Origin of the sequence: Siminovitchia terrae (genome assembly GCF_003605405.2) — a bacterium.
In the GTDB taxonomy this organism is placed as follows: domain Bacteria; phylum Bacillota; class Bacilli; order Bacillales; family Bacillaceae_C; genus Siminovitchia; species Siminovitchia terrae.
Genome location: NZ_QYTW02000028.1, coordinates 42322 through 64973, shown reverse-complemented (window position 1 = coordinate 64973; position 22652 = coordinate 42322). Strand labels below are relative to the sequence as shown.

Annotated in this window: 30 protein-coding genes and 1 pseudogene; 9 read left to right on the top strand and 22 right to left on the bottom strand. The window is 39.6% G+C overall.

The annotated features are described in order from the left end of the window. Positions 1-117 precede the first annotated feature (117 nt). The 3 genes from D5F11_RS20930 to crcB (D5F11_RS20920) are packed head-to-tail and all read left to right on the top strand — an operon-like array spanning position 118 to position 1334. A complete protein-coding gene (locus tag D5F11_RS20930; protein WP_120118790.1) occupies positions 118-543 on the top strand; it encodes a DUF2621 domain-containing protein in 426 nt (141 codons plus the stop codon). 45 nt (positions 544-588) lie between these two features. Next, a complete protein-coding gene (gene crcB, locus D5F11_RS20925; protein ID WP_120118746.1) occupies positions 589-984 on the top strand; it encodes a fluoride efflux transporter CrcB in 396 nt (131 codons plus the stop codon). Further along, positions 981-1334 (top strand): fluoride efflux transporter CrcB, encoded by a 354-nt coding sequence (gene crcB / locus D5F11_RS20920; protein WP_120118747.1) that lies wholly within the window; start codon positions 981-983, stop codon positions 1332-1334. Before crcB (D5F11_RS20925) ends, crcB (D5F11_RS20920) begins: the two co-directional genes overlap by 4 nt. Positions 1335-1873: 539 nt before the next feature. Here the strand turns inward: crcB (D5F11_RS20920) and D5F11_RS20915 are convergent. Further along, on the bottom strand, positions 1874-2365 hold the full coding sequence (locus D5F11_RS20915; protein WP_120118748.1) for a CcdC family protein: 492 nt from the start codon (positions 2363-2365) through the stop codon (positions 1874-1876). A gap of 229 nt (positions 2366-2594) precedes the next feature. Between D5F11_RS20915 and D5F11_RS20910 the strand changes: the two genes are divergently transcribed. After that, the gene (locus D5F11_RS20910; RefSeq protein WP_120118749.1) at positions 2595-2768 is read left to right on the top strand and encodes a Spo0E family sporulation regulatory protein-aspartic acid phosphatase; all 174 of its coding nucleotides are present in this window, start codon (positions 2595-2597) and stop codon (positions 2766-2768) included. A 159-nt stretch (positions 2769-2927) separates the two neighbouring features. On the opposite strand, the gene D5F11_RS20905 is transcribed toward D5F11_RS20910, so the two are convergent. Together D5F11_RS20905 and D5F11_RS20900 are read right to left on the bottom strand one after the other, a co-directional pair. Further along, positions 2928-3278 (bottom strand): DUF3592 domain-containing protein, encoded by a 351-nt coding sequence (locus D5F11_RS20905; RefSeq protein WP_221768461.1) that lies wholly within the window; start codon positions 3276-3278, stop codon positions 2928-2930. A gap of 303 nt (positions 3279-3581) precedes the next feature. Continuing rightward, a pseudogene (locus D5F11_RS20900) lies at positions 3582-3668 on the bottom strand (YneF family protein); the annotation flags it as partial. 839 nt (positions 3669-4507) lie between these two features. Between D5F11_RS20900 and D5F11_RS20895 the strand changes: the two are divergent. After that, a complete protein-coding gene (locus D5F11_RS20895) occupies positions 4508-5263 on the top strand; it encodes a hypothetical protein (protein ID WP_120118751.1) in 756 nt (251 codons plus the stop codon). An 863-nt stretch (positions 5264-6126) separates the two neighbouring features. On the opposite strand, the gene D5F11_RS20890 is transcribed toward D5F11_RS20895, so the two are convergent. The 10 genes from D5F11_RS20890 to D5F11_RS20845 all read right to left on the bottom strand — a co-directional run bounded on the left by D5F11_RS20890 (position 6127) and on the right by D5F11_RS20845 (position 12681). Continuing rightward, positions 6127-6327 carry a hypothetical protein gene (locus tag D5F11_RS20890; protein ID WP_120118753.1) on the bottom strand — a complete coding sequence of 67 codons (201 nt, stop codon included), beginning with the start codon at positions 6325-6327 and terminating at the stop codon, positions 6127-6129. A gap of 42 nt (positions 6328-6369) precedes the next feature. Beyond that, positions 6370-6603 carry a hypothetical protein gene (locus D5F11_RS20885; protein ID WP_120118754.1) on the bottom strand — a complete coding sequence of 78 codons (234 nt, stop codon included), beginning with the start codon at positions 6601-6603 and terminating at the stop codon, positions 6370-6372. A 29-nt stretch (positions 6604-6632) separates the two neighbouring features. Next, the gene (locus tag D5F11_RS20880; protein WP_245998281.1) at positions 6633-6842 is read right to left on the bottom strand and encodes a hypothetical protein; all 210 of its coding nucleotides are present in this window, start codon (positions 6840-6842) and stop codon (positions 6633-6635) included. Between the two features lie 27 nt (positions 6843-6869). After that, positions 6870-7781, bottom strand: coding sequence for a tyrosine-type recombinase/integrase (locus D5F11_RS20875; protein ID WP_120118755.1), 912 nt, complete (start codon positions 7779-7781; stop codon positions 6870-6872). Between the two features lie 184 nt (positions 7782-7965). Next, the gene (locus D5F11_RS20870) at positions 7966-8190 is read right to left on the bottom strand and encodes a YneF family protein (protein WP_120118756.1); all 225 of its coding nucleotides are present in this window, start codon (positions 8188-8190) and stop codon (positions 7966-7968) included. 77 nt (positions 8191-8267) lie between these two features. Beyond that, entirely contained in the window at positions 8268-8705 is a 438-nt protein-coding gene (sirA, locus tag D5F11_RS20865) for a sporulation inhibitor of replication protein SirA (RefSeq protein WP_120118757.1), read from the bottom strand. Between the two features lie 316 nt (positions 8706-9021). After that, on the bottom strand, positions 9022-11037 hold the full coding sequence (gene tkt, locus D5F11_RS20860) for a transketolase (RefSeq protein ID WP_120118793.1): 2016 nt from the start codon (positions 11035-11037) through the stop codon (positions 9022-9024). 446 nt (positions 11038-11483) lie between these two features. After that, positions 11484-11717, bottom strand: coding sequence for a DUF896 domain-containing protein (locus D5F11_RS20855; protein WP_120118758.1), 234 nt, complete (start codon positions 11715-11717; stop codon positions 11484-11486). 75 nt (positions 11718-11792) lie between these two features. Continuing rightward, complete coding sequence (locus tag D5F11_RS20850) at positions 11793-12452, bottom strand: YneB family resolvase-like protein (protein WP_120118759.1); 660 nt, start codon at positions 12450-12452, stop codon at positions 11793-11795. 28 nt (positions 12453-12480) lie between these two features. Continuing rightward, positions 12481-12681 (bottom strand): hypothetical protein, encoded by a 201-nt coding sequence (locus D5F11_RS20845; RefSeq protein WP_120118760.1) that lies wholly within the window; start codon positions 12679-12681, stop codon positions 12481-12483. A gap of 159 nt (positions 12682-12840) precedes the next feature. Here D5F11_RS20845 and lexA point away from each other — a divergent pair, with 159 nt between their 5' ends. Further along, the gene (lexA, locus tag D5F11_RS20840) at positions 12841-13464 is read left to right on the top strand and encodes a transcriptional repressor LexA (RefSeq protein WP_120118761.1); all 624 of its coding nucleotides are present in this window, start codon (positions 12841-12843) and stop codon (positions 13462-13464) included. Positions 13465-13553: 89 nt separating this feature from the next. Here lexA and spoIIP read toward each other — a convergent pair whose 3' ends face one another. Next, positions 13554-14636, bottom strand: a complete 1083-nt coding sequence (gene spoIIP, locus D5F11_RS20835) for a stage II sporulation protein P (protein WP_185830829.1) — start codon at positions 14634-14636, stop codon at positions 13554-13556. Between the two features lie 178 nt (positions 14637-14814). Between spoIIP and D5F11_RS26865 the strand changes: the two genes are divergently transcribed. Beyond that, positions 14815-14985, top strand: a complete 171-nt coding sequence (locus D5F11_RS26865; protein ID WP_185830828.1) for a hypothetical protein — start codon at positions 14815-14817, stop codon at positions 14983-14985. Between the two features lie 2 nt (positions 14986-14987). Here D5F11_RS26865 and D5F11_RS20830 read toward each other — a convergent pair whose 3' ends face one another. Then, positions 14988-15482 carry a GNAT family N-acetyltransferase gene (locus D5F11_RS20830; RefSeq protein ID WP_120118763.1) on the bottom strand — a complete coding sequence of 165 codons (495 nt, stop codon included), beginning with the start codon at positions 15480-15482 and terminating at the stop codon, positions 14988-14990. Between the two features lie 283 nt (positions 15483-15765). Between D5F11_RS20830 and D5F11_RS26860 the strand changes: the two genes are divergently transcribed. Further along, positions 15766-15903, top strand: a complete 138-nt coding sequence (locus tag D5F11_RS26860; RefSeq protein WP_185830827.1) for a hypothetical protein — start codon at positions 15766-15768, stop codon at positions 15901-15903. A gap of 335 nt (positions 15904-16238) precedes the next feature. Continuing rightward, positions 16239-16739, top strand: a complete 501-nt coding sequence (locus tag D5F11_RS20825) for a ferritin (RefSeq protein ID WP_120118764.1) — start codon at positions 16239-16241, stop codon at positions 16737-16739. A 71-nt stretch (positions 16740-16810) separates the two neighbouring features. On the opposite strand, the gene D5F11_RS26855 is transcribed toward D5F11_RS20825, so the two are convergent. The 7 genes from D5F11_RS26855 to D5F11_RS20795 all read right to left on the bottom strand — a co-directional run bounded on the left by D5F11_RS26855 (position 16811) and on the right by D5F11_RS20795 (position 22537). Further along, a complete protein-coding gene (locus D5F11_RS26855) occupies positions 16811-16978 on the bottom strand; it encodes a hypothetical protein (RefSeq protein WP_185830826.1) in 168 nt (55 codons plus the stop codon). Between the two features lie 115 nt (positions 16979-17093). Continuing rightward, complete coding sequence (locus tag D5F11_RS20820; RefSeq protein ID WP_120118765.1) at positions 17094-17411, bottom strand: XdhC family protein; 318 nt, start codon at positions 17409-17411, stop codon at positions 17094-17096. Further along, entirely contained in the window at positions 17398-18240 is an 843-nt protein-coding gene (locus tag D5F11_RS20815; RefSeq protein WP_120118766.1) for an XdhC family protein, read from the bottom strand. The genes D5F11_RS20820 and D5F11_RS20815 overlap by 14 nt, the downstream gene beginning before the upstream one ends. Beyond that, positions 18240-20585 (bottom strand): xanthine dehydrogenase family protein molybdopterin-binding subunit, encoded by a 2346-nt coding sequence (locus tag D5F11_RS20810; RefSeq protein WP_245998280.1) that lies wholly within the window; start codon positions 20583-20585, stop codon positions 18240-18242. The genes D5F11_RS20815 and D5F11_RS20810 overlap by 1 nt, the downstream gene beginning before the upstream one ends. Further along, positions 20582-21460 (bottom strand): FAD binding domain-containing protein, encoded by an 879-nt coding sequence (locus D5F11_RS20805; RefSeq protein ID WP_120118767.1) that lies wholly within the window; start codon positions 21458-21460, stop codon positions 20582-20584. Before D5F11_RS20805 ends, D5F11_RS20810 begins: the two co-directional genes overlap by 4 nt. Next, positions 21441-22055, bottom strand: coding sequence for a nucleotidyltransferase family protein (locus tag D5F11_RS20800; protein WP_120118768.1), 615 nt, complete (start codon positions 22053-22055; stop codon positions 21441-21443). Before D5F11_RS20800 ends, D5F11_RS20805 begins: the two co-directional genes overlap by 20 nt. Continuing rightward, positions 22052-22537 carry a (2Fe-2S)-binding protein gene (locus D5F11_RS20795; protein ID WP_120118769.1) on the bottom strand — a complete coding sequence of 162 codons (486 nt, stop codon included), beginning with the start codon at positions 22535-22537 and terminating at the stop codon, positions 22052-22054. The genes D5F11_RS20800 and D5F11_RS20795 overlap by 4 nt, the downstream gene beginning before the upstream one ends. Positions 22538-22652: the final 115 nt, after the last annotated feature.

Genomic DNA, 22652 nt, shown 5'->3' with positions numbered 1-22652 from the left:
AGATTTCTGCTGAATGAAGTTAAAATGTTGATTTTAAAGGGCAACAGCTTGTCACCTGCTTTTTCAATTGGCTATAATGTTAGTATGGCGAAAGGCCGATTATCAGGAGGGAAAGAAATGCTCGAAGGTTGGTTTTTAATATTTATTCTTTTTTGGGTGGTCGTATTAATTACCCTGTTCGGAATCGGCGGTTTTTTCATGTTTCGAAAGTTTTTAAAACGCCTTCCAAAAGAAGATGGAAAATCGGATATGGACTGGGAAGAGTATTATGTCGAGGAGACAAAAAGCCTTTGGACAGACGAACAAAACAAGCTGCTTGATGAACTGGTCAGCCCAGTACCTGAGCTGTTCAGAGATGTGGCAAGGCATAAAATCGCCGGCAAAATCGGGGAAGTTGCACTGGAGAAAAAAGTAAAGCGTCTGGATCTTGATACCATTATCAGGGGGTATATACTGGCCACGCCGAAGCGTGATCATAAATTCTTGCGCCAAAAAATGGATGAATTGAATATTGATATTTCTCCTTACGAACATCTATTCTGAGGCTTCCAATTCACGGAAGCCTTCGTCATTGGAGGGTGATTCTTGATGAATTATTTGGCTGTTGGCCTTGGCGGGATGGCAGGCAGCGTTATCCGTTATATGATTAGCCTAGGCACAATGAATATTGGAACCGCTGCTTTCCCTTACGGTACCTTCATAGCAAACATTCTCGGCTGTTTTTTTCTGGGACTGTTGACCGGGCTGAATGAAAAAAAGGAAATGATCCCCAAGCCGATCATGCTCGGTTTAGGAACCGGTTTGATCGGTTCATTGACAACGTTTTCGACCTTCAGTGTAGAAACAGTTCGATTGTATGAAGATTCCTCGATTTATATGGCAGGTTTATATGTGCTGTTGAGTGCTGGAGTGGGCTTGCTGCTCGCTGGAAGCGGTTTTTATCTTGGTCAAAAAAGATCAGAAAAGGTGGTGTCGAACGGTTGAATATCCTGCTCATTGCTATTGGCGGCTTTTTTGGAGCGATTACTAGATATTTTATTGCAAATAAAATCCCCCTAATAAAAGGCACTTTTCCTTCCGCCACTTTTTTTGTCAACCTGACCGGATCTTTTGTGCTTGGTTTCTTAATGGGGATTATGCCTCCAACAAAATGGGCCTTATTCATCGGTGTAGGTTTTCTAGGCTCCTATACAACCTTCTCTACGTTTAAAGTTGAGATGATTCGTCAATTTCAAGAAAAGAAATGGAAGCCGGCGCTAGCTTACATGCTTCTCAGCTATTTCGGAGGCATTCTGCTTGCATTTCTTGGCTATATATCAGGGGACAATCTATAGCAATTTGGACATCACGAGTTGATTATGGGATCTCGTCAATCATAATCGAAGTTTTTTCGTCTCCTCAATCTCAAAACCCATTTTTTATGTAGAGCTATTGCAGCTAGATTTGACAAAAAAACCGTCAATTCCAAATGGACGAACCCCTGATTTATCGCCCACGTTTCATCTTCTGAAAAAGCTTCGTCTCAATCCCTTGCCCTTGGCAAACTTTGATAATACCTATACTAGATAAGCTGTTTGGTCCTTCTGGCATTACTACCGAAAGCTGCCTGATAGCCCACTAGTTCTTTATCCATATTTTCTGCAACAAGAAATGTCGAATGTCCATCATGCCCCATTAGTACTAATGTTTTGCGTTGTTGATTCAGGTGATGTTCCTTTTACCTGGTTCAATGAGCATATAATTCCTTATTCACACGCTGTACCAATTCTAGGAAGCTCCCCTGCATCTTACAGGTGTAATCTCTCTAATTCTCATAGTAAGCCAACTTTTTAAGAGTTAAAAAAAATCCCCTTCAGGGGATTTTCATAGTGGATCAAATGGACACTGATTGGTTCTGATTCAATTTTAAACTCAGCTTTTTATATTGAAAATACATGGTCAGACGCCAAGGGACAATCATGCCAAACGCCAATATCCAAAACATTCCGCTTAACTCCCCTACATCAACCGATTGACTGAGAAAGGACTTGAACAGCAAACGAATAAGCAAAAGACCAATCAATATGACTCCAAATGCTTTTGAACGTTTTAGGTAAATGGCCTCTTCCCGGAGCTCAAACTTGGAAGTTTTTATAAGCAGAATGGAAAACAGCATACCGACAATCACAGCCTCCAAAACTTCCGTCGCAGTCACACGGAAATAAGGATGAAGGAACATTAAAGCTCCTGTACTCATAAAAACTGGCGGTAGAAGAATTTTCTTAGGAGATACTGGTTTCTGAGATGCTTTCATGCGTACAAAAATGGCTAGAACCCCCATGCAAAGAGCGGCCACAGTAGAAAAAATAATGCTCATGCCAGTCATCCCTTAATATGATAGTTTTTTACTACCCAATTATATACCAAAAAGTGAAGTCTATCCAAAGGTTTTTTGTCAAGTTTTTACATAAAATATTCAGAATTAGTCGAAAAAAGGAGGTCATATTTTCAGAATAATGGTAGAAAAGTTGGATATATATTTGCTATAATAAAAAAGACAAACATTTAATTTAAATATATAGGTGCAAGTTTTTTTAGGAAAGGAAGAGTTTCAGGTGAAAGACTATTTGCGTGAGGAAATCGAGAAAAAGCGGGAAGAATTATTTGAAGTTACAAAAAGCACAAGCCTCACATCAAGATTAGCACTTCAATACAGCGAAGAACTGGATTTATTATTAAATCAATATGACAACATCGTTTCTCATGATTTGCAGCAAACCGCTAATTAACATAGAAAAACCGGCTGACACAGGGTTAGCCGGTTTTTTTCGAGTTTGTTCAACATAACTGATCCCGTCATTAGAACTTAACTTCATTTTTCTGCTACACGTAAGAATTCCAGGGGGCAATGGAAGATTTAATGATGAAGGCCTGCTAGAACCCATCCCTTATATTTGATATTTGAGTTTAAACTGCTGCGGTTTCTTTTTATTATATTGAATGGTCACCCATTTTCCTTCTTCAAAGTAGGAGCGATTCTTCGTATATGTCCAAACCTTGTTTGTGACGGTGATTTCTCCTTTTTGTAATGACGAAAATTGCACCGTTAATGTAATTCTTCGACGTGACTCCCCTCTTGCATACGCAACATCATGGCCTGCTGTCCGATGCGAAACTTCACTTTTAATAATTTTGGCGTTCGTCTCAATCCATTCGATGTTTTGATACTTCAATGAGAAATACCATACCGTAACAAAAATAGATAAGAAGGCAACACCTAATCCAACTAAAAAGTACATTCGTTTCCCCGCTCGTTTTTCTTCCATTTTAATCTAAAAAAGAGTGTAAAATCAATTGAGAGTCTAGTTTAAATCCTCTGACTTGGCAGTGGTACATGTACTCTTCCAATTCTTCCTCGAATAATACAAAAAACCACCTTTCTTTGGTTTAGTTTCCAATAGAAAAAGTGGTTTCGGATTAGTTAGATGAAAGATAAAGCAGAAATAAGACAAAGTAGTATGAGAAATTCACTCTGCAACAAAATGTAGAGAAAATCCCCCTGCAAATACTACTCATTTTCCCACTCAAACCCTTGATACAGCTTACTTGGTATCCATGTTTTTCTTCATCATGCCCATCATTTGGTTGATTTTCTTTTGCGAAGGTTTCATTCCCATTTGTATCAATAACGTTCATACACAAGGGATTAGATTGATTTTTTGACCGCTTAATTCGCTTATGAAGAATTTACCTTATTAATATCTAATTGTCCACCTTAATTATCAAAAAGGTAAAAAAATATGGTTAATCTTCCTATATCAAACAACCCTCTCACAAGTCAATATCATGATTCAAACTTTTGTTAAATCATCCTGTAATACCTTCCATTCTTTTCCAATCAATTCAAATTGGGCATTTACATCAAATTTTCTTCTATTTAAATCATTATCCTGTACAGATTTAGAGTATTGTTTTTGACACTTTTTTTCGAAAATATCGGCATTTCCTCCCCACTATTAATATAGTATCGCAAAAGCCTTGTTTTCTCGCATTTTTTCCTAACAGTTACTTATTACAATCTTTTTTATACCGCTCACTATATAGCTCTTAGGGTTTTGTATCCACCCAATATTTTTTTACCAATAAATTGCATTTAATTCACAATTCAGACGCATATTACAAATATAATTTTTCAACTTTATAAATTATGATCCAGTTTAGATTGATTTATAGGCTTATCCTATGTCAACTGTTATTTTATACTCATTTCACATTATACTAATCTTGTTTTTAATATAAAATAAATAATTACCACGATCTAAAATCATTAAACTTAATTATCATCTTTCCTATATTTTAGCCAAATGATTTTATTGCAAGAATATTCAAAAAAATGTTATTATATGGAAAAAGGAGGGGGTACATGAAAGAAAATATTTTTTGTTTTTCTTAATATTAACATAATTAAACAAAAAGGGGTCATTCTATGTTCAAAAAGTCATTTTTCATTTTAATTTCGGTAGTTTAGTTGACATTTTCTTTAACACCAATTACATCTAATGCAAATAATAACGAGGAGCAGATTTTCGATAATTCTAATACTAAAGTGATTGAAGATAGTGACGATAAAATGGTCACTCAAATAGAAGTAGATGATAAAATCTATGAATACGTTGAGCTTATATCAAGCGATATTATTGAAACAGAGGTATATGAAATTAATGGTGAGAATAGAATTTTGGTAGATACTATAACTACTAAAATAGTTGCTGATGGAGATCAATTAGAAATCACTCAAAATGATTCAGGCACAGATACAGATTACTTTAGAGACTATATTGAAAATAACGAACCAACTAGCAACAACAGTGAGATGTTAGCAGCACGGTCTCTATCGGGATTTTGGAAAAACTCATGGGTAAAAATGAGCTATAAAAAAGATTATAAGAAAAAAGTAGGATATGCAAGATTCACAAGGAGCGAAAAGAAAATTAAGATACCTAACAAGTATTTTGATAATTATGCAAAGCAAGTAGATAGTCTTGTTTCCATTCAACAAGACGCTCTTTTATCAATAGGACCAATTGGAACGATAGAGTCCATAGTATGGTTTTTAAGTCAAAAAAAACTTACTCCAGCCGTTGTGAAGAAAGCAATAAAGAAATTCGGGGGTAAAATACCTGGTATTGGTACAATTTATTCGCTGATAAACTATGTTTATACTTACGATAAAGCAGTAAAAGCTTTTAATAGAATTCCGGGGAAAGCGTATTGGTACAAATGAGTAATGACAAGGATTCAAAAAATTCAAGGAGTACTAAGCTAATTATATGGGGAATGTTAATCTTGTCAGTATCGATGCTTGCTTTTTTTATCAGTAATATCGTGAATGGTGTACGTTCGCAAGTAGTCAACTATACGAGTGCATTGGGGCTAGCTTTAGGAGTATACCTATGTATATACGCACTATTCGCCCTTAAATCAAAAAAATAAGATAATTTTTAAGGCTATCGAAAATCTCGATAGCCTTAATGTATATGATAATAGTAATGGGATCTATATAAAATCATAAAATCGTATTTTTATTAGCAACGAGTATAACAGTGATTGATAAATCCTGATGTTATGCCATTTACAGTGGACGTAACATATAGATAGTTGGTATTAGTTTCAACATATTTAACCACATCCTGCCTGCAGAGGCTCCAAGTCAAGTAACAAACTGCACGCACTATCTTTCATTAAAGCTTCAGATATTCAATACCTTAAACAGGTCTATGTTCCTTAAAATAATTGTTCAGTTTAGTGTTGACATTCCAGTATATCGGGTTATGAAGTCCGTATTGTTTAGCCCCTATTTAGTCGTGGACTATTAATCCAAACAAGCCTACTGTCAAAAGTTTGCCCATGACAGGAAAATGTGACTTGTCTTGCAGGTATATCTACCTCAAACTTTCCGCCGAACCGTTATGGTCGGTCGTACCATTTTTAGCAACGGACATAAACAGGGTAATGTCGCTTGTTGCCTATCCCCTTTTATTGCGTTGGAGGGTCAATCCTGACGATGTTTATTAAAGTGTGTTTAATCGGCATCCCACACTGGATACCATACCTAAAAAAGACAATACTTAATAATCCTTGAATTATCTAATTTTTTCCGATAATATAAAGGTAGGGTATGCCATATTCAATTGTATTGGGTATGGTTAATGTGAACTGAGTTTCGGTACGGCGAATACTGATAAACTCTTTTTTAATGCCATCTATCCCATATAGCCATAAATTGATGGCCAGCAAGCCCAACAATGACAAAGGTAAAAATATTAAGCTAAAGATTAATGATCCCAAATAGAATAACCTCCTTCCACTATGTGACATTAAATCACTCGGTTATCCCTCGTGTACTTCTGAAACTTTAATCCAAAAATCATTCACTTTAGGCTTGATTACTTTGCCTTCAACATGCTCCATTAACATATGAACTTTCTCAATTGCTAACATATCGTCTAACTCCATTTGAGCCGTTGTATGTGCTTCTTCTTCATTCTGGGCGTAAACCTCAGTTGTAATTATTAAGCTAACCTCAGATTGGACAGTATATTTGTTTTTTGTGATTGTTGGCATTGTAATTCCTCCTGATTATTTAAATTTGATTAGTAGCTACATTCTTGGGGTAAGATGTGTTTGACTTGATCAGTCCAGTAATCGAAAAATACAGCCATTTCTTGACCGTGCATGTCCATAATTCTTTTGCCATAAGGCATAACGTTGAAATCCTCAATGACAATGGAATCCATGTCAAATTTATCCTTGATCCAGTCCATTACTTTTTGTTCGTACTGGTTTGTTTGCATAGTTTGCATGGCTTGTCCCTCCTGATTGATTATTTTTTATTTTTTGTGTAGATTCATAAGCGGGCTTGATGGCATTGCTTTCTTAATTAATTCAAAATCCTCTAATGACTGTAAATACCGTTGTGTGGTACTAATTTCACTGTGTCCCAGTAATTTTGATAATGTAAAAATATCAATCCCATTCAAAATTGATTGAACCGCAAAGAAATGCCTAAAACTGTGTGGGCTAATCCTCTTATCCTCTATCCCTGCGCGTCTACCCGCTTCTTTAATGACCTTATCTAAACCAACATGCGAAAGTAAATCACCTTTGTAAGACAAGAAATAATAGTTTGGGTTAAAATATTTGCCATTAAAATATTCTTTTTTAATCCGTTCAAAGCGAATTAAAATCTTTTTCAATGCGGGTGAAATAAAGATATACCTTTCTTTGTTGCCTTTACCGTTGACAAGTATAGTTGTTTCCTTAACATTTTTGTCCTCCAATTCTCGCAATTCTTTTGCTCTCAAGCCACAATCTGAAAGCATAGCAACCATTGCTTTATTACGTGCTTCAAAATACGTTTTGTAACTAAAGGAATTGATCATCTTATCAACTTCTTTGGTGGTAAATCCTTTTAATACTTTCTTTGGTTGTTTAGGAAGATCAACTTTACGAGCAATATTTTCTTTAAGATATTCCTCCCTTACACACCAATTAAAGAAGGCACGAATTACCTTTAACATTGCAACAATACTTTGTGGCTGCAATCCTGACTGTTGTTTAAACCTTGCATATGCCTTTAAGTCATGGAAGGATACACCTTCTAAACGATGTACGGCACGTTTTTCGTCTAAAAATTTTAGTAGTTGTTTAAGTTCCTGCCGTTTATTTATCAACGTTTTTTCTGTGAATCCTTTTGCTAAACAATCGTATTCGTACTCTTTGACCACATCTTCAAGCAACACAAAAAGACCACCCCTTCATTGGTTTATTTTCCAACGAATTAAGTGGTCTTTTTCGGAAAAAAGAAAGATTCACCATATAATTGCATAATATCATGGAGAAAGATTCACAAATCAATCTAATTAATGTAATCCATCAACCCTTGAAGCTTGATGAAACCTCCCATAAATGTTGTTATACCAACGCTTACTTGCTGTCCATGTTTTTCTTCATCATACCCATCATTTGGTTGATTTTCTTTTGCGAAGGTTTCATTCCCATTTGCATCATCATCATACGTAACATTTGTTCATTAATTGGCGGGTTTTTCTTTAGGTAATCCATCATATATTTACGGGCGATGAAGAATCCAAGCGCCACTCCAGCTAATAGAGCGATCGCACCCGTTAAAATCAATTGCCACCAAACCATCCAAAAACTCCTCCTTCATGTTGTCTCACTTCAGTTTACTGAATCCCCGAATATTATACAATACTTGTGACACGATTTCATATGTATTTTCTTTCTTTAACCGGTTTTACCCAGCCATATCTTTCATTTTCTATATCAACAGCAAAAAAATGTCCACGGAATTTTCTAAGCGCTTCAAAAAAGATTGTTTCGGATTCAAAGCTGCCCCATGCGTTCAACTGCAGCCAATCTTCCTCAATGGCTAATTCCGCTCCACCCTTATCTTTTCCGCGCCCCATGCAATATACCTTTCCTTTTATATAAATTTGCTGGTTCTGCACAGCTTGAGAGAACAATTTATGTAAATCCAAATATGGCAAAGGTTCAGTAATATAATCTATTTGCTTGTGTATGATTTCCTGAAGATTTCCATTGGCGGAATGACTGCCGGCAAATAATTGAAAAAATCGGCTTTCACGTCCATAAAAATAGTCAGCGAATTCAGCTTTTATCAAATAAATAAAGTATGTTCTCATAGGAACTTCACTCCATTGCCAGTTTTCCCTTATTATAGTGAAAGAAAAAAGAAAAGTTTGTCAATTACTGTAATGACCAGCTTTTTTTCTGCTCTTTCTGAAAGCTGCAACGATTGATAGTTCCATTATGAGTATTTTTATATCATTAGGCAAACAAAAAGTAAGAAAAGCGCAATATCTACCATCAAAGCCGATGTTTGACTTATCAGGAGAAGGCTCGAAACCTGCTTGTCAAATGGACACTGGAGCTGGACATAGCCAATTTTTTTCTTTCTTACATGTTTAAAAGAGGGGAAATCCCCCTCTTTCTACATCATTATTTCAAGAGTGCTTTTACTTTTTCCACCACATTTGCTGGAGTAAATCCATACTCTTCTATTACCTTGCCGCCAGGTGCCGAAGCTCCAAAGCGGTCGATCGCCAATACATCCCCTTCATCTCCAGTGTATCTTTTCCAGCCAAGTGAAGCTCCCATTTCAATCGCCAAGCGTTTTTTCACTGAGGAAGGAAGAACGGATTGTTTATATTCTTTTGATTGTTTTTCAAATCGATCCCATGACGGCATACTGATAACTGCTGCATCAATGCCTTGCGCGTTTAGTGCTTTTTGTGATTCAATCGCGAGGCTCACTTCTGAACCAGTTGCAAGGAGTAGCACATCAGCCTGATCTTTTTTCGCCGGGGAAATGACATAAGCACCCTTTTCCACCCCGGATTTCGCCAATTCTGATGACTTGGAAAGCGTCGGCAGATTCTGCCTTGTTAAGATCAAAGCGGTCGGCTGTTTGTCACTTTCAATCGCCAGTTTCCATGCTGCTGCAGTCTCGTTTGCATCAGCCGGCCTCATAACTGAAACGCCCGGCATTGCTCTTAAAGAAGCCACCTGTTCGATCGGTTCATGCGTCGGTCCATCTTCTCCAACAGCAATACTGTCATGTGTAAATACGTATGTGACAGGTACTTCCATCAATGCTGCAAGGCGGATAGCTGGACGAAGATAATCGGAAAAGACGAAGAATGTTCCGCCGAATACTTTTAATCCTCCATGAAGAGCCATTCCATTCAAAGCAGCGCCCATTCCAAATTCACGGACACCAAACCAAATATTTTTTCCAGCGTAATTTTCCGCACTGAAGTCCTGCTCGCCTTTAATCATCGTTTTGTTTGAGCTGGCAAGGTCTGCAGCACCGCCGAATAAAGAAGGAAGATTCTTGGCAATGCTGTTCATGATTTCACTGCCTGAAGCCCTTGTCGCAAAACTTGTTCCTTCTTCATAAACAGGAATATCTTTATCCCAACCCTCTGGAAGCTTGCCTTCTACCGCGTTCTCCAGCTGCTCGGCCAGCTCTGGATGAGACTTTTTATATTCATTGAATAGTTCGTTCCATTCAGCCTCTTTGTTTGCACCCCGGCTGATCGTTGTTTTTTCAAAATGTTCATAGACTTCCTCAGGTACATGAAAGTCTTCTTCGTATGTCCACTTGTAATATTCCTTTACCAATTTCATTTCCGCTTCACCTAGCGGGCTGCCATGCGCATCGGATTTTCCGGATTTATTTGGAGAGCCATATCCAATGACTGTCTTCACTTCAATAAGAGTTGGGCGCGATTGATCTGCTTTCGCTTCTTCTATCGCTTTTCCGATTTCTTCGACATCATTTCCATCCTCTACGCGGATATATTGCCAACCGTATGCTTCAAAGCGTCCTCCCACATTTTCGGAGAACGATTGAGAAAGATCTCCATCAAGTGTAATATCATTGGAATCATACAACATGATCAATTTTCCGAGTTTTAAATGGCCAGCAAGAGACGCTGCTTCAGAAGCTATACCTTCCATCAAGTCTCCGTCACCGCATAATGCATATGTATAATGATCAATGATGTTGAAATCGTCTGTATTGTATGTTGCAGCCAAATGGCGTTCTGCCATAGCCATTCCTACAGCCATACCGACACCTTGTCCCAACGGTCCTGTTGTAGCCTCAACACCCGGAGTATAGCCGTATTCTGGATGTCCCGGCGTCCTGCTTCCCCATTGGCGGAAGTTTTTAATATCTTCCATTGTAACGTCGTAGCCTGATAAATGAAGCAAGCTGTATAAAAGCATGGAGCCATGACCAGCTGATAAGATAAAACGGTCGCGGTTGAACCACTCTGGATTTTTCGGATTATGCTCCATATGGTTTGTCCATAATGCATATGCCATGGCAGCTGCCCCCATTGGCAAGCCAGGATGCCCGGAATTTGCTTTTTCAATAGCATCTATCGACAACGTTCTGATCGTATTGATCGAAAGCGCATCGAGTTCTTTTAAATGTTGATTTGCCATCTTATTCTTCCCTTCCCAAATGTTCATCATTCTTATCATAATGAGGTTGATAAAATTAAACAACTTTTTATCAAATGCGCCTTGGCGTATTTGCGCCCAGATTTTATCAAGCTCCACTCGATAAATTTCCTTTGAAAATCTGTGGCATCCGCCGGAGGCTTTAACTTTATTTAGCCGGGGTTTGACCCCCCACTAAATGGAATACCAATATCCATTCATCTCACCACTTACAAAAGTGGGAGGCTTCTGCTGAATGAAGTTAAAAAAACGCGCGGCGCCTGTTCTTCGACACTCAAGTTGAATGGTTGGCACACAAATCAGATGATGAGACTTCAACCTCCAACTTCGAAGTTCTTCTTAAGCCAGCTTTATCGAGATACTATACATTCTGGATAGTCATTATTCCAGAAAAGAACTTAAATGACGCCCGCTTCTTCTTACGAAGACTAATGTAACTTCTTATTCTCTTGGATTTTTCGCACCTTTAAAGGTGTCACTTCATCTCCGTTCGGATCGAACACTCGGACATTTTCAATCGTCTCTCTCATTTTAGCACGGAAAGACTGTAGATATTCACCTCTGAGTTTCGACTGTTCTTTTGCTTCCTCTTTTGTCAAACCGGTGCTTTTTGCTTTTTTTGCGAGTTGATTGATCCTATCGAGTTTTTCTTTTGAAACCATAAAAAAACTCCTTTGTTTTCATTTTGTCGCAAGTCAATACTACTAAAAAAACAGTTTGAAAACAATAAGGGAGTGTTAAACATCGTTTTTATTCGCTTTTCTATCCATATATTCCTGGTACCTTCTATGCACGGTAGCCTTTGAAACATCATAACCAAAGCCTCTGATGACTGATGCGATCTCTTCAAAGGTCAAGTTGTTTTTCCTCAGGCGAATGATCTCTTCCACGGGGATTTCTTTACGCTCTCTTCCGTTTGCATTTCCGCGTCTTTTTAAATTTTGCTCAGGACGATAACCTTTCGCCACGGCTCTTTTCATTCCGCGCCGGATTTTAATGTTATGCAGTTTACGTTGATATTCTTCTATCATCCCTATTATATTAAGGAGCATTGAATCCGTTTCGGATATTTGGAGTTCACCGTCATGGGCAAGCGTATATAATTTGACATCCTCTTTGAATAAAAAATGTATGAGTGCTATTTTAGCATTTCCCCGTCCAAGCCTCGTTTCATCCTGAATAAGAACAGCATCAATGTTCCCAACGGATATCTGATCAAGCATTTCCATCAATCCCGGCCTGTCCAAGTCATAGCCGCTGGATTGATCTTGGATGATCGCCTTTATCTGGAAGCCCCATTTTTCAGCGGCAGCAACCAGCTCTTCTTCCTGTCTGGCTAATGAGGTTTCTTGCGTTTGTTTTTCAGTGCTTACCCTGCAATAAATGATGACATTCACTCAAACCACTCCAATGGCGTTTTCTTCTCTATTCTAACACTTGGTCGCCTTCTACGATCAACCCATGACTGTTCTGAGTCTGTTCCAAAAAAATATCTTGTTTGTTTCCCATCATATTCTCCGGGGACTGTTCCTCTTCCGTTAAGTTAAATATGAATAATAAGCCCATTAAAGTTGAAAGTATAAAGAAAATAACTATAAAAGAATGATTCCTTAAGATTGCCAACATAAATATCATCCTCCCGAATGTTTGTTCGTGTTTATGTAAAAATATTATAACCAGAACATAGGTTTGTGTCAAATGCAAATTCGAACTTACGTTTGTATTAACAGAAACAGCATGCTATAATATGGATAATTCATAATAGAGATTAAAGGGTGTGAAACAATGTCCAAGCTTTCGAAAAGGCAGGAAGATATTTTAACCTTCATTAAGGACGAAGTGAAAAAAAAGGGTTACCCTCCATCTGTACGTGAAATCGGGAAAGCCGTAGGTTTGGCTTCCAGCTCCACTGTACATGGACATTTGGAAAGGCTGGAAAGCAAAGGTCTAATCAGAAGGGACCCGACCAAGCCAAGAGCGATAGAAATACTTGATCAAGAAGAAACAGCTATCGCAGTCAAAAACACAGTCAATCTTCCTCTTGTTGGAAAGGTTACTGCCGGAGTACCTATCTCTGCTGTAGAGAATATCGAGGAGTACTTCCCGTTTCCTGAACAGTTGATCCCCTCCGATGAGCAGGTTTTCATTCTTGAAATAGTCGGTGAAAGTATGATCGAAGCCGGGATTCACGACGGAGATTACGTGATTGTCAGACAACAAAAAACAGCGAACAACGGAGATATCGTTGTAGCAATGACGGAAGAGAATGAAGCAACTGTCAAAAGATTTTATAAAGAGAATGGATATTTTCGACTCCAGCCGGAGAACTCAAATATGGAGCCGATTATCGTACAAAACGTATCCATCCTCGGAAAAGTCGTGGGTCTTTATAGACGAGATATTCATTAAACCCGGGCCTGTAACAGGCTCTTTTTTAGATTAAAGATTAATGTGGAATGCCTGTACTTTGATGGGATTGCTTTGAAGAAGTCCTCTTATCATTTATTTACCTCCGTTGTTTCACCCCAGTAATATTCACTGATTACATCAGCAAGTGCGTCGACTGTCCTATCCAATTCTTCTTTTGTGTTATCCACTCCGCCAATCTCAATTAATATTGAGTTTTCAGCCAAATCCTGATTGTAAATGCCATTATTGCCACCTGCCTTCGATTTCCCAAATACTCCTCGAGAAAGACTCGGGTATTTATTTTGAATGGCGTGATGGAGATTCGTCGCAAATTCAGAGTTTTTTTCATAATTCGGATGAGCTTCACCGACAACAAACAAGCACTTGGCGTACTTTTTACCATTAATCGTAGTAGTGGTTTTTCCTTTCCTTAGGGAGTCGCGGTGGATATCAATAAAATATTGGATCTGTTTGTTTTGTTTCATTGCTTCCACTACTACCTCTCTTGATGCCACATAAGATTGTTCATAACCGATCCCTCTTTTTTTAAGAATTCCTTGAATATCTTTATTATTCACCAACGTTTTGATACCTTTTTCCTCAAGCTTCTCCCCAAGCCTTTTTCCTAATAGAGTCACATTTTTTTCTTTATGCCACGCAAGATTCGGATCAGTCACCCCTGGCAGCATTGGCAAATAGGATTCTGTAGAATGTGTCGAATAGATAAAAACGGCTTGATCCTTTGTTTGTGGCACCTCGGCCGGCTTTTCTTCTGTATACTCCTCTCCTTCATAGACATCAAAATTAGCAGGTGGCGGGGATTCAATAGGTAAGTTTGTAAAATCTGTTCCTTTTCCTGCTACTATGATTTTGGGAGTGGCCGCATTCAACCCAGGTATCTCACTAATCAAGAAAGATTTCATGTTTCTTAGATTAATATTCGTGAACAACTCCAATGCATCTCTCCCAAACGATCTCTCATATCCTTCTGGTAGAATGCTCTTTAAAGCCTGGTTTTCCATAGACATGACGTATAGTAAGGAATCTGTTCTTGTAGGGTCGCTGGAAATAAATGACAGCAAACTGATTTTTACACTTGAAAAAGCAATGGCGGAAACTAGACAAAATAGAGCAGTGACAGTTACAAAGAATTTAGCTGCAAGTTTTAGCATCATTTTCATCCTTTATTTTTTACATGTTTATTCATTTATATGAAAATGATGAGAGTCTATGAATATAAAAATTCCATGAACTCTCATAAGTCCATGGAATCTAGGAAGTAAAAATTATTTTGCAATTGAAATCTTTAACTTCATTCAGCAGAAATCTCCCACTTCAGTAAGTGATGAGATGAATGTGTATTGGTATTCCATTCAGTGGGGGTTCAAACCTCGGCTGAATAAAGTTAAAGCCTCCGGCGGATGCCACAGATTTTCAAAGAAATTTATCGAGTGGAGCTCGATAAAATCTGGGCGCAAATACGCCAAGGCGCATTTGATCCTTAGCTATGTCGATTCTTAACATTAGATTCTCAAATGCAAAATATGTTGAGGACCTCTTGTCCCTTCATAAAACTCGTTTTCGTCTTTAAATCCTGTTTTTAAATAAAGATTATAAGCAGGTGCGTTTCTCTTATTGACACCAAGGACAATTTCGTTAGTTCCAGGAAGATTATTTCTAACGAATTCTGGTAAAAGCTGAAGTCCTATCTTTGCTAATCCCTTTCCTTGATTTCTTGAATCAATTGAGAAAGCTGTCAACAAACGAGCACTAGAATTATTGCTATACCTTAAAAGTCTTTCACCATCTTCTAATGCAAAGTAACCTACGGGAACAGTACTAGCAAGGATTAATACATGTTTAGCACTGTTAGAAACAGTAGGATCATTTATTTTATCCAAAGGCATACTGGTAAATTGAAGCTGTTCTTCTGACAGGTGGTAATTGGTTAATTGTTCATCGTGTTCTTCGGTGTACTCAACCAGTGCAACTGAAGGTCTTAAGGTATCAGCCAACATGATCTTTACCCTCCAATGTATTTTAGTGGTTTAAGTATAGTCAATAACACTATTGTGCACAAGAAAAACAGAACGTATATTCTGTCAGAGTTATAATGACATTGTATCTGAACCCCACTGCTGCAAATCATAATCAGGATTTCAAAATCGATACTTCTTGATCCATAGTACGAAAATATTCTCTGTTTTTTTCCTAATACATTGAATATCTAGTAATATAAGTATTTATATGATGGAATTTCTGATTGGTGATGGGTAATAAATAATAGGAGGGTGTGATCATTTGGTAGATAAATATCTTGCATTGTACATAGCGATTGGGGGAATTATTGGCTTCTTTTTCGGAGGAATGTGGGAAGGAATAAGTACCATGGTTCTAATTTATATTGCTCAAAAGCTCGAATTATTAACTAGGGAATAAGAGATTCGCTTGCTGACACTTCTACATATAATTTTTCAGCCTGATAATTGATGACCTTTTATCTCTATTAGACTCGCCTCCTTTGTCTTACCAGGGCCAAGCTAAAAATATTTAAGTAACAGCCATCTTTTTTTAACGCTATAATTGTCTGATTTGTAAATGAACTCAAATCTCTTCCAGTAGCGTGCTAAGTGAAAGGTAAACAAGAGTCGACCGATGGGAAAATTGGATATTTTAAGAGAAGATACCTAAGGTAATCAGTCCAGCCCATTTTTCGTGACTATTAAAGTTTTTTCGGTTACGATGTCTGTATACTAACTGATGGAGGGATAGACATGTTCAACGAGAAATTAGCGGAAGCATTAAACAAACAAATGAACAACGAATTTTATTCAGCACATAGCTATATGGCGATGGCTGCATACTCCGAGCATAACAATTATCTTGGGTTCGCCCATTTCTATCTTCAGCAGGCAGAAGAGGAACGCGCTCATGGCATGAAGATATATAAGTATTTAAATGACCGTGGGGTGCATGTGAAGTTTTCCGCTTTGGCTGAACCTGAAACCGACTATACTTCCATTTTTGATACTTTTGAAAAAGCTTTGCTGCAAGAAAAAGAAGTAACAAAAAATATTTACGATTTGACAGATTTGGCATGGGAGCATAAAGAACATGCAACGATTTCGTTCCTAAGATGGTTCTTGGACGAGCAGGTCGAAGAAGAAGCTTCCTTTGAAACTCATATCGAATATCTGAAACGTATTGGTAATGATCAAAATGCCCTGTTCATCTATGAAAATGAACTAGGAAAAAGGAGTGCCCCTGCTGAATAAACCGTTATAGAGAGTGAATGAACTCCTATTCCAACCGTAATAACTGGTATTTTTAAGCGTATAAAGCCCTTCTATGTGACCGTTCCAAGTTGCTCAGGGCTATCAAATGCGACTTGGCGTATTTGCGCCCAGATTTTATCGAGCTCTGCTCGATAAAATCTGTGGCATCCGCCGGAGGCTTTAACTTTATTCAGCCGGGGGTTGAACCCCCACTGAATGGAATACCAATATGCATTCATCTCACCACTTACAGAAGTGGGAGACTTCTGCTGAATGAAGTTAAATCAATTGTACAGAGGACAAGTCTACCAGCAAAGCCCCTGCTCCCGGAAAAAACCGTTCGCAGGGGCTTGCTTATGTCACCGGCTCAATAAACACATCCATAATTCCTCCACAAATGCCGCCGTCCTCATACATTAAACCTTCTGTCAAATCAACTTGATGGTGCAGCGGGATTCCTCTATCCATAACGATTAAAGCTTTTTCAATCACTTCACCTTCACCGCAGCCGCCCCCGATCGTTCCGAATATTTGACCGTCCGGATAAATAAGCATCTTCGCACCAGTTTCTCTTGGCGTGGATCCCTTAGTTCGAATGACCGTCGCGACAGCTGCACAGCTGCCTCTTTCTCGTATAGACATAACCTTTTCGAAAAATTCAAGAGTGCTCATTTTTCACTCTCTCCCTAAACTTCAATTGCGAATAGCTCGAAATTTTCTCCTTTAATGAATTTCCGCTTTTTCCGTTTTTCACTTTTAAAACTTCAGCCATGATGCTGACAGCAATTTCAGCAGGTGTCTGTCCTCCGATATCAAGTCCTACAGGAGAATAAATATTCGTAAAACTATGATCAGAAAATTCATTTTTCAATTGCTCGAAAACTCCAGCAATCCGGCGCTTACTTCCAATCATTCCGATATAGGCCGTCCGATCTTCCTTAGGAATGGCCTCCTCCCTTCTTAATAGTTCCTGCAGGCTGACAACATCAAATTTATGCCCTCTTGTAAGCAATACAATAAATGTACCTGGGCTGACATGGAGCGCCTTAAAGAATTCGACATACGGTGCACAGACAACTTCGTCTGCTGTGGGAAACCGCTCTTTGTTTGCAAAATCAGGACGATCATCTATGACCGTTACATGGAAGCCTGTCATTTTGCCGATTTTCACCACTGGCTCAGATACATGACCTGCTCCCGCCACAATTAGACGCGGCGGTACCGGAAACACTTCCATATAGCATTCAAATTGGCAATCCCCGTATTCAAACTGCACAGCTTTTGTAACACCTTTTTCAAAAAATGGCAAAACTTTTTCAAGAATTACAGCTTGGAACCCTTTTGACAGCCCCGGATCGGCAAGGAGGACTCCGTTTTCCTGAAATAGAATCTTTGAGCCAATCAACGATTCGTCAAAATGCTTCGTAATGGTAACAAGAGCGATGTCTTTTTGACCGTCCTTAATAGACTTCAAAAGCTTCGCATACATTTGTTTGCTCATCAATATGCATCACCCGAAATAAGTTCATGTGACTTTGACTCCTGAATTGCTTGGAAAATCTGCTCCGGTTTGGCTGGAAGCTTCTTTATTCTGACACCTACTGCATCATAGATGGCATTCAAAATCGCTGGAATGATCGGAATCATCACAACCTCGGCAACCCCCTTTGCGCCAAATGGTCCGGATGCTTCCATTGATTCAACCGGAATTGTTTCAATCACCGGAGTTTCCCTGATTGTCGGGATGATGTAATCTGTGAGATTTCTCGTTTGATGATAACCATTTTTCATGATGACATCTTCATACAAAGTGTAGCCGATCCCCATAATGGCTCCCCCCTCCGTCTGTCCCTCCAGTCCCTGTGGATTCAACACCTTTCCCACATCAGGAATGGCGACTACTTTCAAAACGTCCGTTTCTCCCGTTAAAGTGTCTACTTCAACCATTACAACATGGGTCATATAGCCATATAAATGATGGGGTGCTCCACCGGAATTTTTCAATTCTTTTTTTTCACGAGGAAAATAAAAATGCCCTTCAACACGGGTGGATTGATTTTTTTCCTTCAGCGCCTGATACATTTCTTTATAGGAAACAGAACGGCTTTCACTTGAGGATGCAGTCAGCTTATTCTGCGAAACAACAATTTGATCCACCGATGCTCCCAATATTTCTGCCGCTGTTTCAGAAAGCAAGCTGACCATATTGATTGCGGCTGTCGCGATGGCTCGGCCACCAGTATACGTTGACCTTGAAGCCGAAATCGTTCCGCTGTCCAAAGTTTCTTTCGTATCTCCTTGTATGACCACAATATGATCGATATCGCACTTTAAGCACTCGGCTGCCACCTGTGCATACACTGTCCCGTTTCCCGTACCGATTTCTTCAATGGCTAAACCGACTTTGAATCTCCCATCTTCCAATAGTTCAATGGAGGATGCTCCATAATCCGGAGTCCGGAGACCCATTCCAACAGCATGAAACGAAGTTGCAAGAGCCACTCCGCGCTTTTTCCAAGGCTCCGTTGCCTGCACTTTATAAAGATCGCGATTTGCCCAAAGATCGCTTGCTTGCGCCCTTTCAAGGGTCTCCATGGTACCGACACTTGATTTTACAACATGGCCCAGACTAGAGACATCGCCTTGACGATAAGCATTTTTCATTCTAATTTCAATCGGATCCAGCCCTATTTTTTCCGCCAGCATATCAATATGTGTCTCAATTCCAACGCACACCTGGTTGACACCGAATCCGCGAAATGCACCAGAGATACCATTATTTGTATAAACACAAAAGCCTTCCATGTCGACATTCTCTATTTTATAAGGACCTGCTGCATGTTCAATGGCCAATGCGACCACTGCCCCTCCCAATGAAGCGTAAGCCCCGGTATCAGCCACTGCACGGACTTTGTGGGCTACGATGGTTCCATCTTTTTTCGCCCCCGTTTTCACTGTAACTTTAAATGGGTGGCGTTTAATGCCGGCAACTACTGATTCTTCTCGTGACAGATGAAGCTTCACCGGCCTTCCATTCGTATTTAAAGCCAACAATGCTAGATAGATTTGGACGGTAATTTCGTCTTTTCCGCCGAAGCCCCCGCCATTCGGGCTGGAATGGACATGAATGCGCTGTGGGTTCAACGCTAGGGCTCGTGCGATTTGAAGCTTATCGCGATGGCCATATTGGCTAGGGCATTGAATGGTCAGAGAGCCATTTTCATCAACCTTTCCCCATCCACCTTCGGTTTCCAGGAAGGCATGCATTTGCCTCGGGGAATAAAATGTATTTTCAAAGATGAAGTCAGCCTCTTCAAATCCTTTGTCGATGTCACCGCTTTTTATGACGACATGGCTATGAATATTTCCTTCCGGGTGCAGCTGCGGCGCCCCCTGAACCATGGCGTTTTCAGGGTCAGTCACGGCTTCTAATGGCTCATAATCCACCTCAATCAGGCCCAGCGCTTCTTCAGCAGCTTCAAGAGTTTCCGCGGCAACAAGAGCAATTGCATCTCCAGTGCATCTGACAATATCTTCACATAACACAGGCTGATCGGGTGTGACGATTCCAAATCCATTAAATCCAGGGACATCCTCATGCGTTAAAACACAGATTACCTCAGGGTGTGCCTTAGCATTTGATGTATCGATAGATTTTATTTTGGCAAATGGATATTTGGAACGGAGGACTTTTCCGAACGTCATGTCAGGATAATGATAATCTGTCATATATTTTTGCTCTCCAGTTACTTTTTCAGGACCATCAATTCTATTGACTGGTTTTCCGACCCATTTTAACATTTCATCAGTACCCGACTTTTTCAGCCCCTTTATTTGTCGTCTCACTTTTCATCCCACCTTTTCATTAGCCGGTATAGTCCCCGAGCTAATAGAGCGCTCGCCATGCTTCTTCTGTATTTCGCCGTTGCTCTTCCGTCCGTGATCGGCATGACTTCCTTCCATGCAATATCAGCTACATCTTTGATCGTATCATCAGTAAGAGAGCTGAGAGTGAGCATTCTTTCACATTTAGATGCTCGGATGACTGTAGGCCCTACTGAACCGAAAGCGATCCTCCCTTCGAGACACTCGCGCTGACCTTCTCCCATTTTTAATGACATGGCCACATTGACAATTGAAATGGACTGCGCTTTTCTAGGGCCAAGCTTTTCAAAGGTGCCCATTTCATTTTCCTCTTGAGGACGGATATTGATATCAGTGATCATCTCGTTTGGCTTCTGTATCGTATGGCCGGGTCCATTGAAAAATTCCGTTATGGGAACGATCCTCTTTCCCTTAATGGAGCTTAGTTCGATTCGGGCATCGAGTACAAATAGAGGAGGAATCGTATCACCTGCCGGCGATGCTGTCCCCAGATTACCTCCGATTGTCCCCATATTCTGAATCTGGATAGCGCCGACTTCGTTTGAAGCAGATGCCAGTACGTCGGCTTTTTTCCATAAAAGCTGTGAATGGATCATATCAGTATGTGTCGTCAAAGGCCCAATATGGATCCCATCGCTTTCTTCCCGAATATATCTAAGTGAATCCATCCCCTTTATGCTGATCCAGGTCTCAGGCCTGCCAATGCCGTCTTTCATCCGCACGACAGCATCCGTTCCGCCAGCTATCAGTCGGACCTCTTTTTCCTGATCACTCAAAAAATAAAGGCATTCTTCTACTGATTTCGGAGTGACCATATCAATCTCGGAAATTTTCATTTGAAGCCTCCCTATCGCTTTTATCGTAGTCTTCCTGTTTATTGAAGTTTAAAAGAATGGATGGGTCATTGACCTCCAAGTAAGCAATTTGTTGTTGGTACTTGCGAATTACGCTTCTGAGTCCCAATGTCTCTTCATTTACCAACAGCAGATCATTCTTGGTAGATGCATGTAACAAAATAGGGTGGCCCCTCTTCATTTCATATGTCGGAATCACAACTGCTGCCTCGTTTTCTTCCAGATGGGCCTTCATTTTTTTCAAAATGGCTGAAGGTACAGGCTGGTCAACTGCAGAGATAAAAATCCCATCCACCTCTTTATGAAGGCTGGAAATCCCCTTTCGGATGGATGAACTCTTTCCGTATTCATAATTTTTATTTATTACTGCTTTAATCTCAAAAGTCGAAATTATTTTTTGCAGATATTCTGCCTTGTAACCAAGGACTACGATTATTTCATCAATACCTGCCTGTTTCATTTGTTCAATCTGGTATTGGATCAAAGGCATTCCTTCCCATGGAAGCAATGCTTTTAATTTCCCCATACGGCTGGATAGCCCGGCTGCCAACAGTAGACCTGCGGTTTTAAAATTCAATTGGAAATCTCCTGAAATAACTGTTTTTTAGCCGCTGCCTGTACAGCTTTGATGATTTTTGTATACCCTGTGCACCGGCAAAGGTTTCCGCTTAATGCCTTCATAACTTCGTCCGCGGTCGGTACATGATCGATACTGTCTAAAAACGATCTGGCCATGACGATGAACCCTGGTGTGCAGTAACCGCATTGGGTAGCTCCCTCGTCGCAGAAAGCCTGTTGAATAGGATCCATGATTGCTGTCTGTCCGATTCCTTCAATCGTGACAACGCTATCATTTTCAATTTGTCCTATCAACATAAGACAAGAGCAGATGGCAACATCATTGACCAGCACAGTACATGAACCGCACTCTCCTTTACCGCAGCATTCCTTACTTCCGGTTAATTGCAATTCATTGCGCAGAACGTCAAGGAGCGGCTGGCTGGGCGGACAGGTTACAGAGACATCCTGGCCATTAACCTTGAATTTGATCGTTTTCAAGAGATCAACCTCCATATATTTTTGTATAGAGCTACTTTACGTTACATGAAGTCGTAATGTGGGGAGTTACTGAAGGAACCGAGTAAGGTTGACACCCGAAGCCGGAAATAAAAAA

What these genes read in the sequence shown, in the direction of transcription:
- D5F11_RS20930 (WP_120118790.1), top strand. Translation starts at nt 118, where the DNA reads ATGCTCGAAGGTTGGTTTTTAATATTTATTCTTTTTTGGGTGGTCGTA.
- crcB (WP_120118746.1), top strand. Translation starts at nt 589, where the DNA reads ATGAATTATTTGGCTGTTGGCCTTGGCGGGATGGCAGGCAGCGTTATC.
- D5F11_RS20915 (WP_120118748.1), bottom strand. Translation starts at nt 2,365, where the DNA reads ATGACTGGCATGAGCATTATTTTTTCTACTGTGGCCGCTCTTTGCATG.
- D5F11_RS20905 (WP_221768461.1), bottom strand. Translation starts at nt 3,278, where the DNA reads ATGTACTTTTTAGTTGGATTAGGTGTTGCCTTCTTATCTATTTTTGTT.
- D5F11_RS20885 (WP_120118754.1), bottom strand. Translation starts at nt 6,603, where the DNA reads ATGCCAACAATCACAAAAAACAAATATACTGTCCAATCTGAGGTTAGC.
- D5F11_RS20880 (WP_245998281.1), bottom strand. Translation starts at nt 6,842, where the DNA reads ATGCAAACTATGCAAACAAACCAGTACGAACAAAAAGTAATGGACTGG.
- D5F11_RS20870 (WP_120118756.1), bottom strand. Translation starts at nt 8,190, where the DNA reads ATGGTTTGGTGGCAATTGATTTTAACGGGTGCGATCGCTCTATTAGCT.
- sirA (WP_120118757.1), bottom strand. Translation starts at nt 8,705, where the DNA reads ATGAGAACATACTTTATTTATTTGATAAAAGCTGAATTCGCTGACTAT.
- tkt (WP_120118793.1), bottom strand. Translation starts at nt 11,037, where the DNA reads ATGGCAAATCAACATTTAAAAGAACTCGATGCGCTTTCGATCAATACG.
- D5F11_RS20855 (WP_120118758.1), bottom strand. Translation starts at nt 11,717, where the DNA reads ATGGTTTCAAAAGAAAAACTCGATAGGATCAATCAACTCGCAAAAAAA.
- D5F11_RS20845 (WP_120118760.1), bottom strand. Translation starts at nt 12,681, where the DNA reads ATGTTGGCAATCTTAAGGAATCATTCTTTTATAGTTATTTTCTTTATA.
- lexA (WP_120118761.1), top strand. Translation starts at nt 12,841, where the DNA reads ATGTCCAAGCTTTCGAAAAGGCAGGAAGATATTTTAACCTTCATTAAG.
- spoIIP (WP_185830829.1), bottom strand. Translation starts at nt 14,636, where the DNA reads ATGCTAAAACTTGCAGCTAAATTCTTTGTAACTGTCACTGCTCTATTT.
- D5F11_RS26865 (WP_185830828.1), top strand. Translation starts at nt 14,815, where the DNA reads ATGAATGTGTATTGGTATTCCATTCAGTGGGGGTTCAAACCTCGGCTG.
- D5F11_RS20830 (WP_120118763.1), bottom strand. Translation starts at nt 15,482, where the DNA reads ATGTTGGCTGATACCTTAAGACCTTCAGTTGCACTGGTTGAGTACACC.
- D5F11_RS20825 (WP_120118764.1), top strand. Translation starts at nt 16,239, where the DNA reads ATGTTCAACGAGAAATTAGCGGAAGCATTAAACAAACAAATGAACAAC.
- D5F11_RS26855 (WP_185830826.1), bottom strand. Translation starts at nt 16,978, where the DNA reads ATGAATGCATATTGGTATTCCATTCAGTGGGGGTTCAACCCCCGGCTG.
- D5F11_RS20820 (WP_120118765.1), bottom strand. Translation starts at nt 17,411, where the DNA reads ATGAGCACTCTTGAATTTTTCGAAAAGGTTATGTCTATACGAGAAAGA.
- D5F11_RS20815 (WP_120118766.1), bottom strand. Translation starts at nt 18,240, where the DNA reads ATGAGCAAACAAATGTATGCGAAGCTTTTGAAGTCTATTAAGGACGGT.
- D5F11_RS20805 (WP_120118767.1), bottom strand. Translation starts at nt 21,460, where the DNA reads ATGAAAATTTCCGAGATTGATATGGTCACTCCGAAATCAGTAGAAGAA.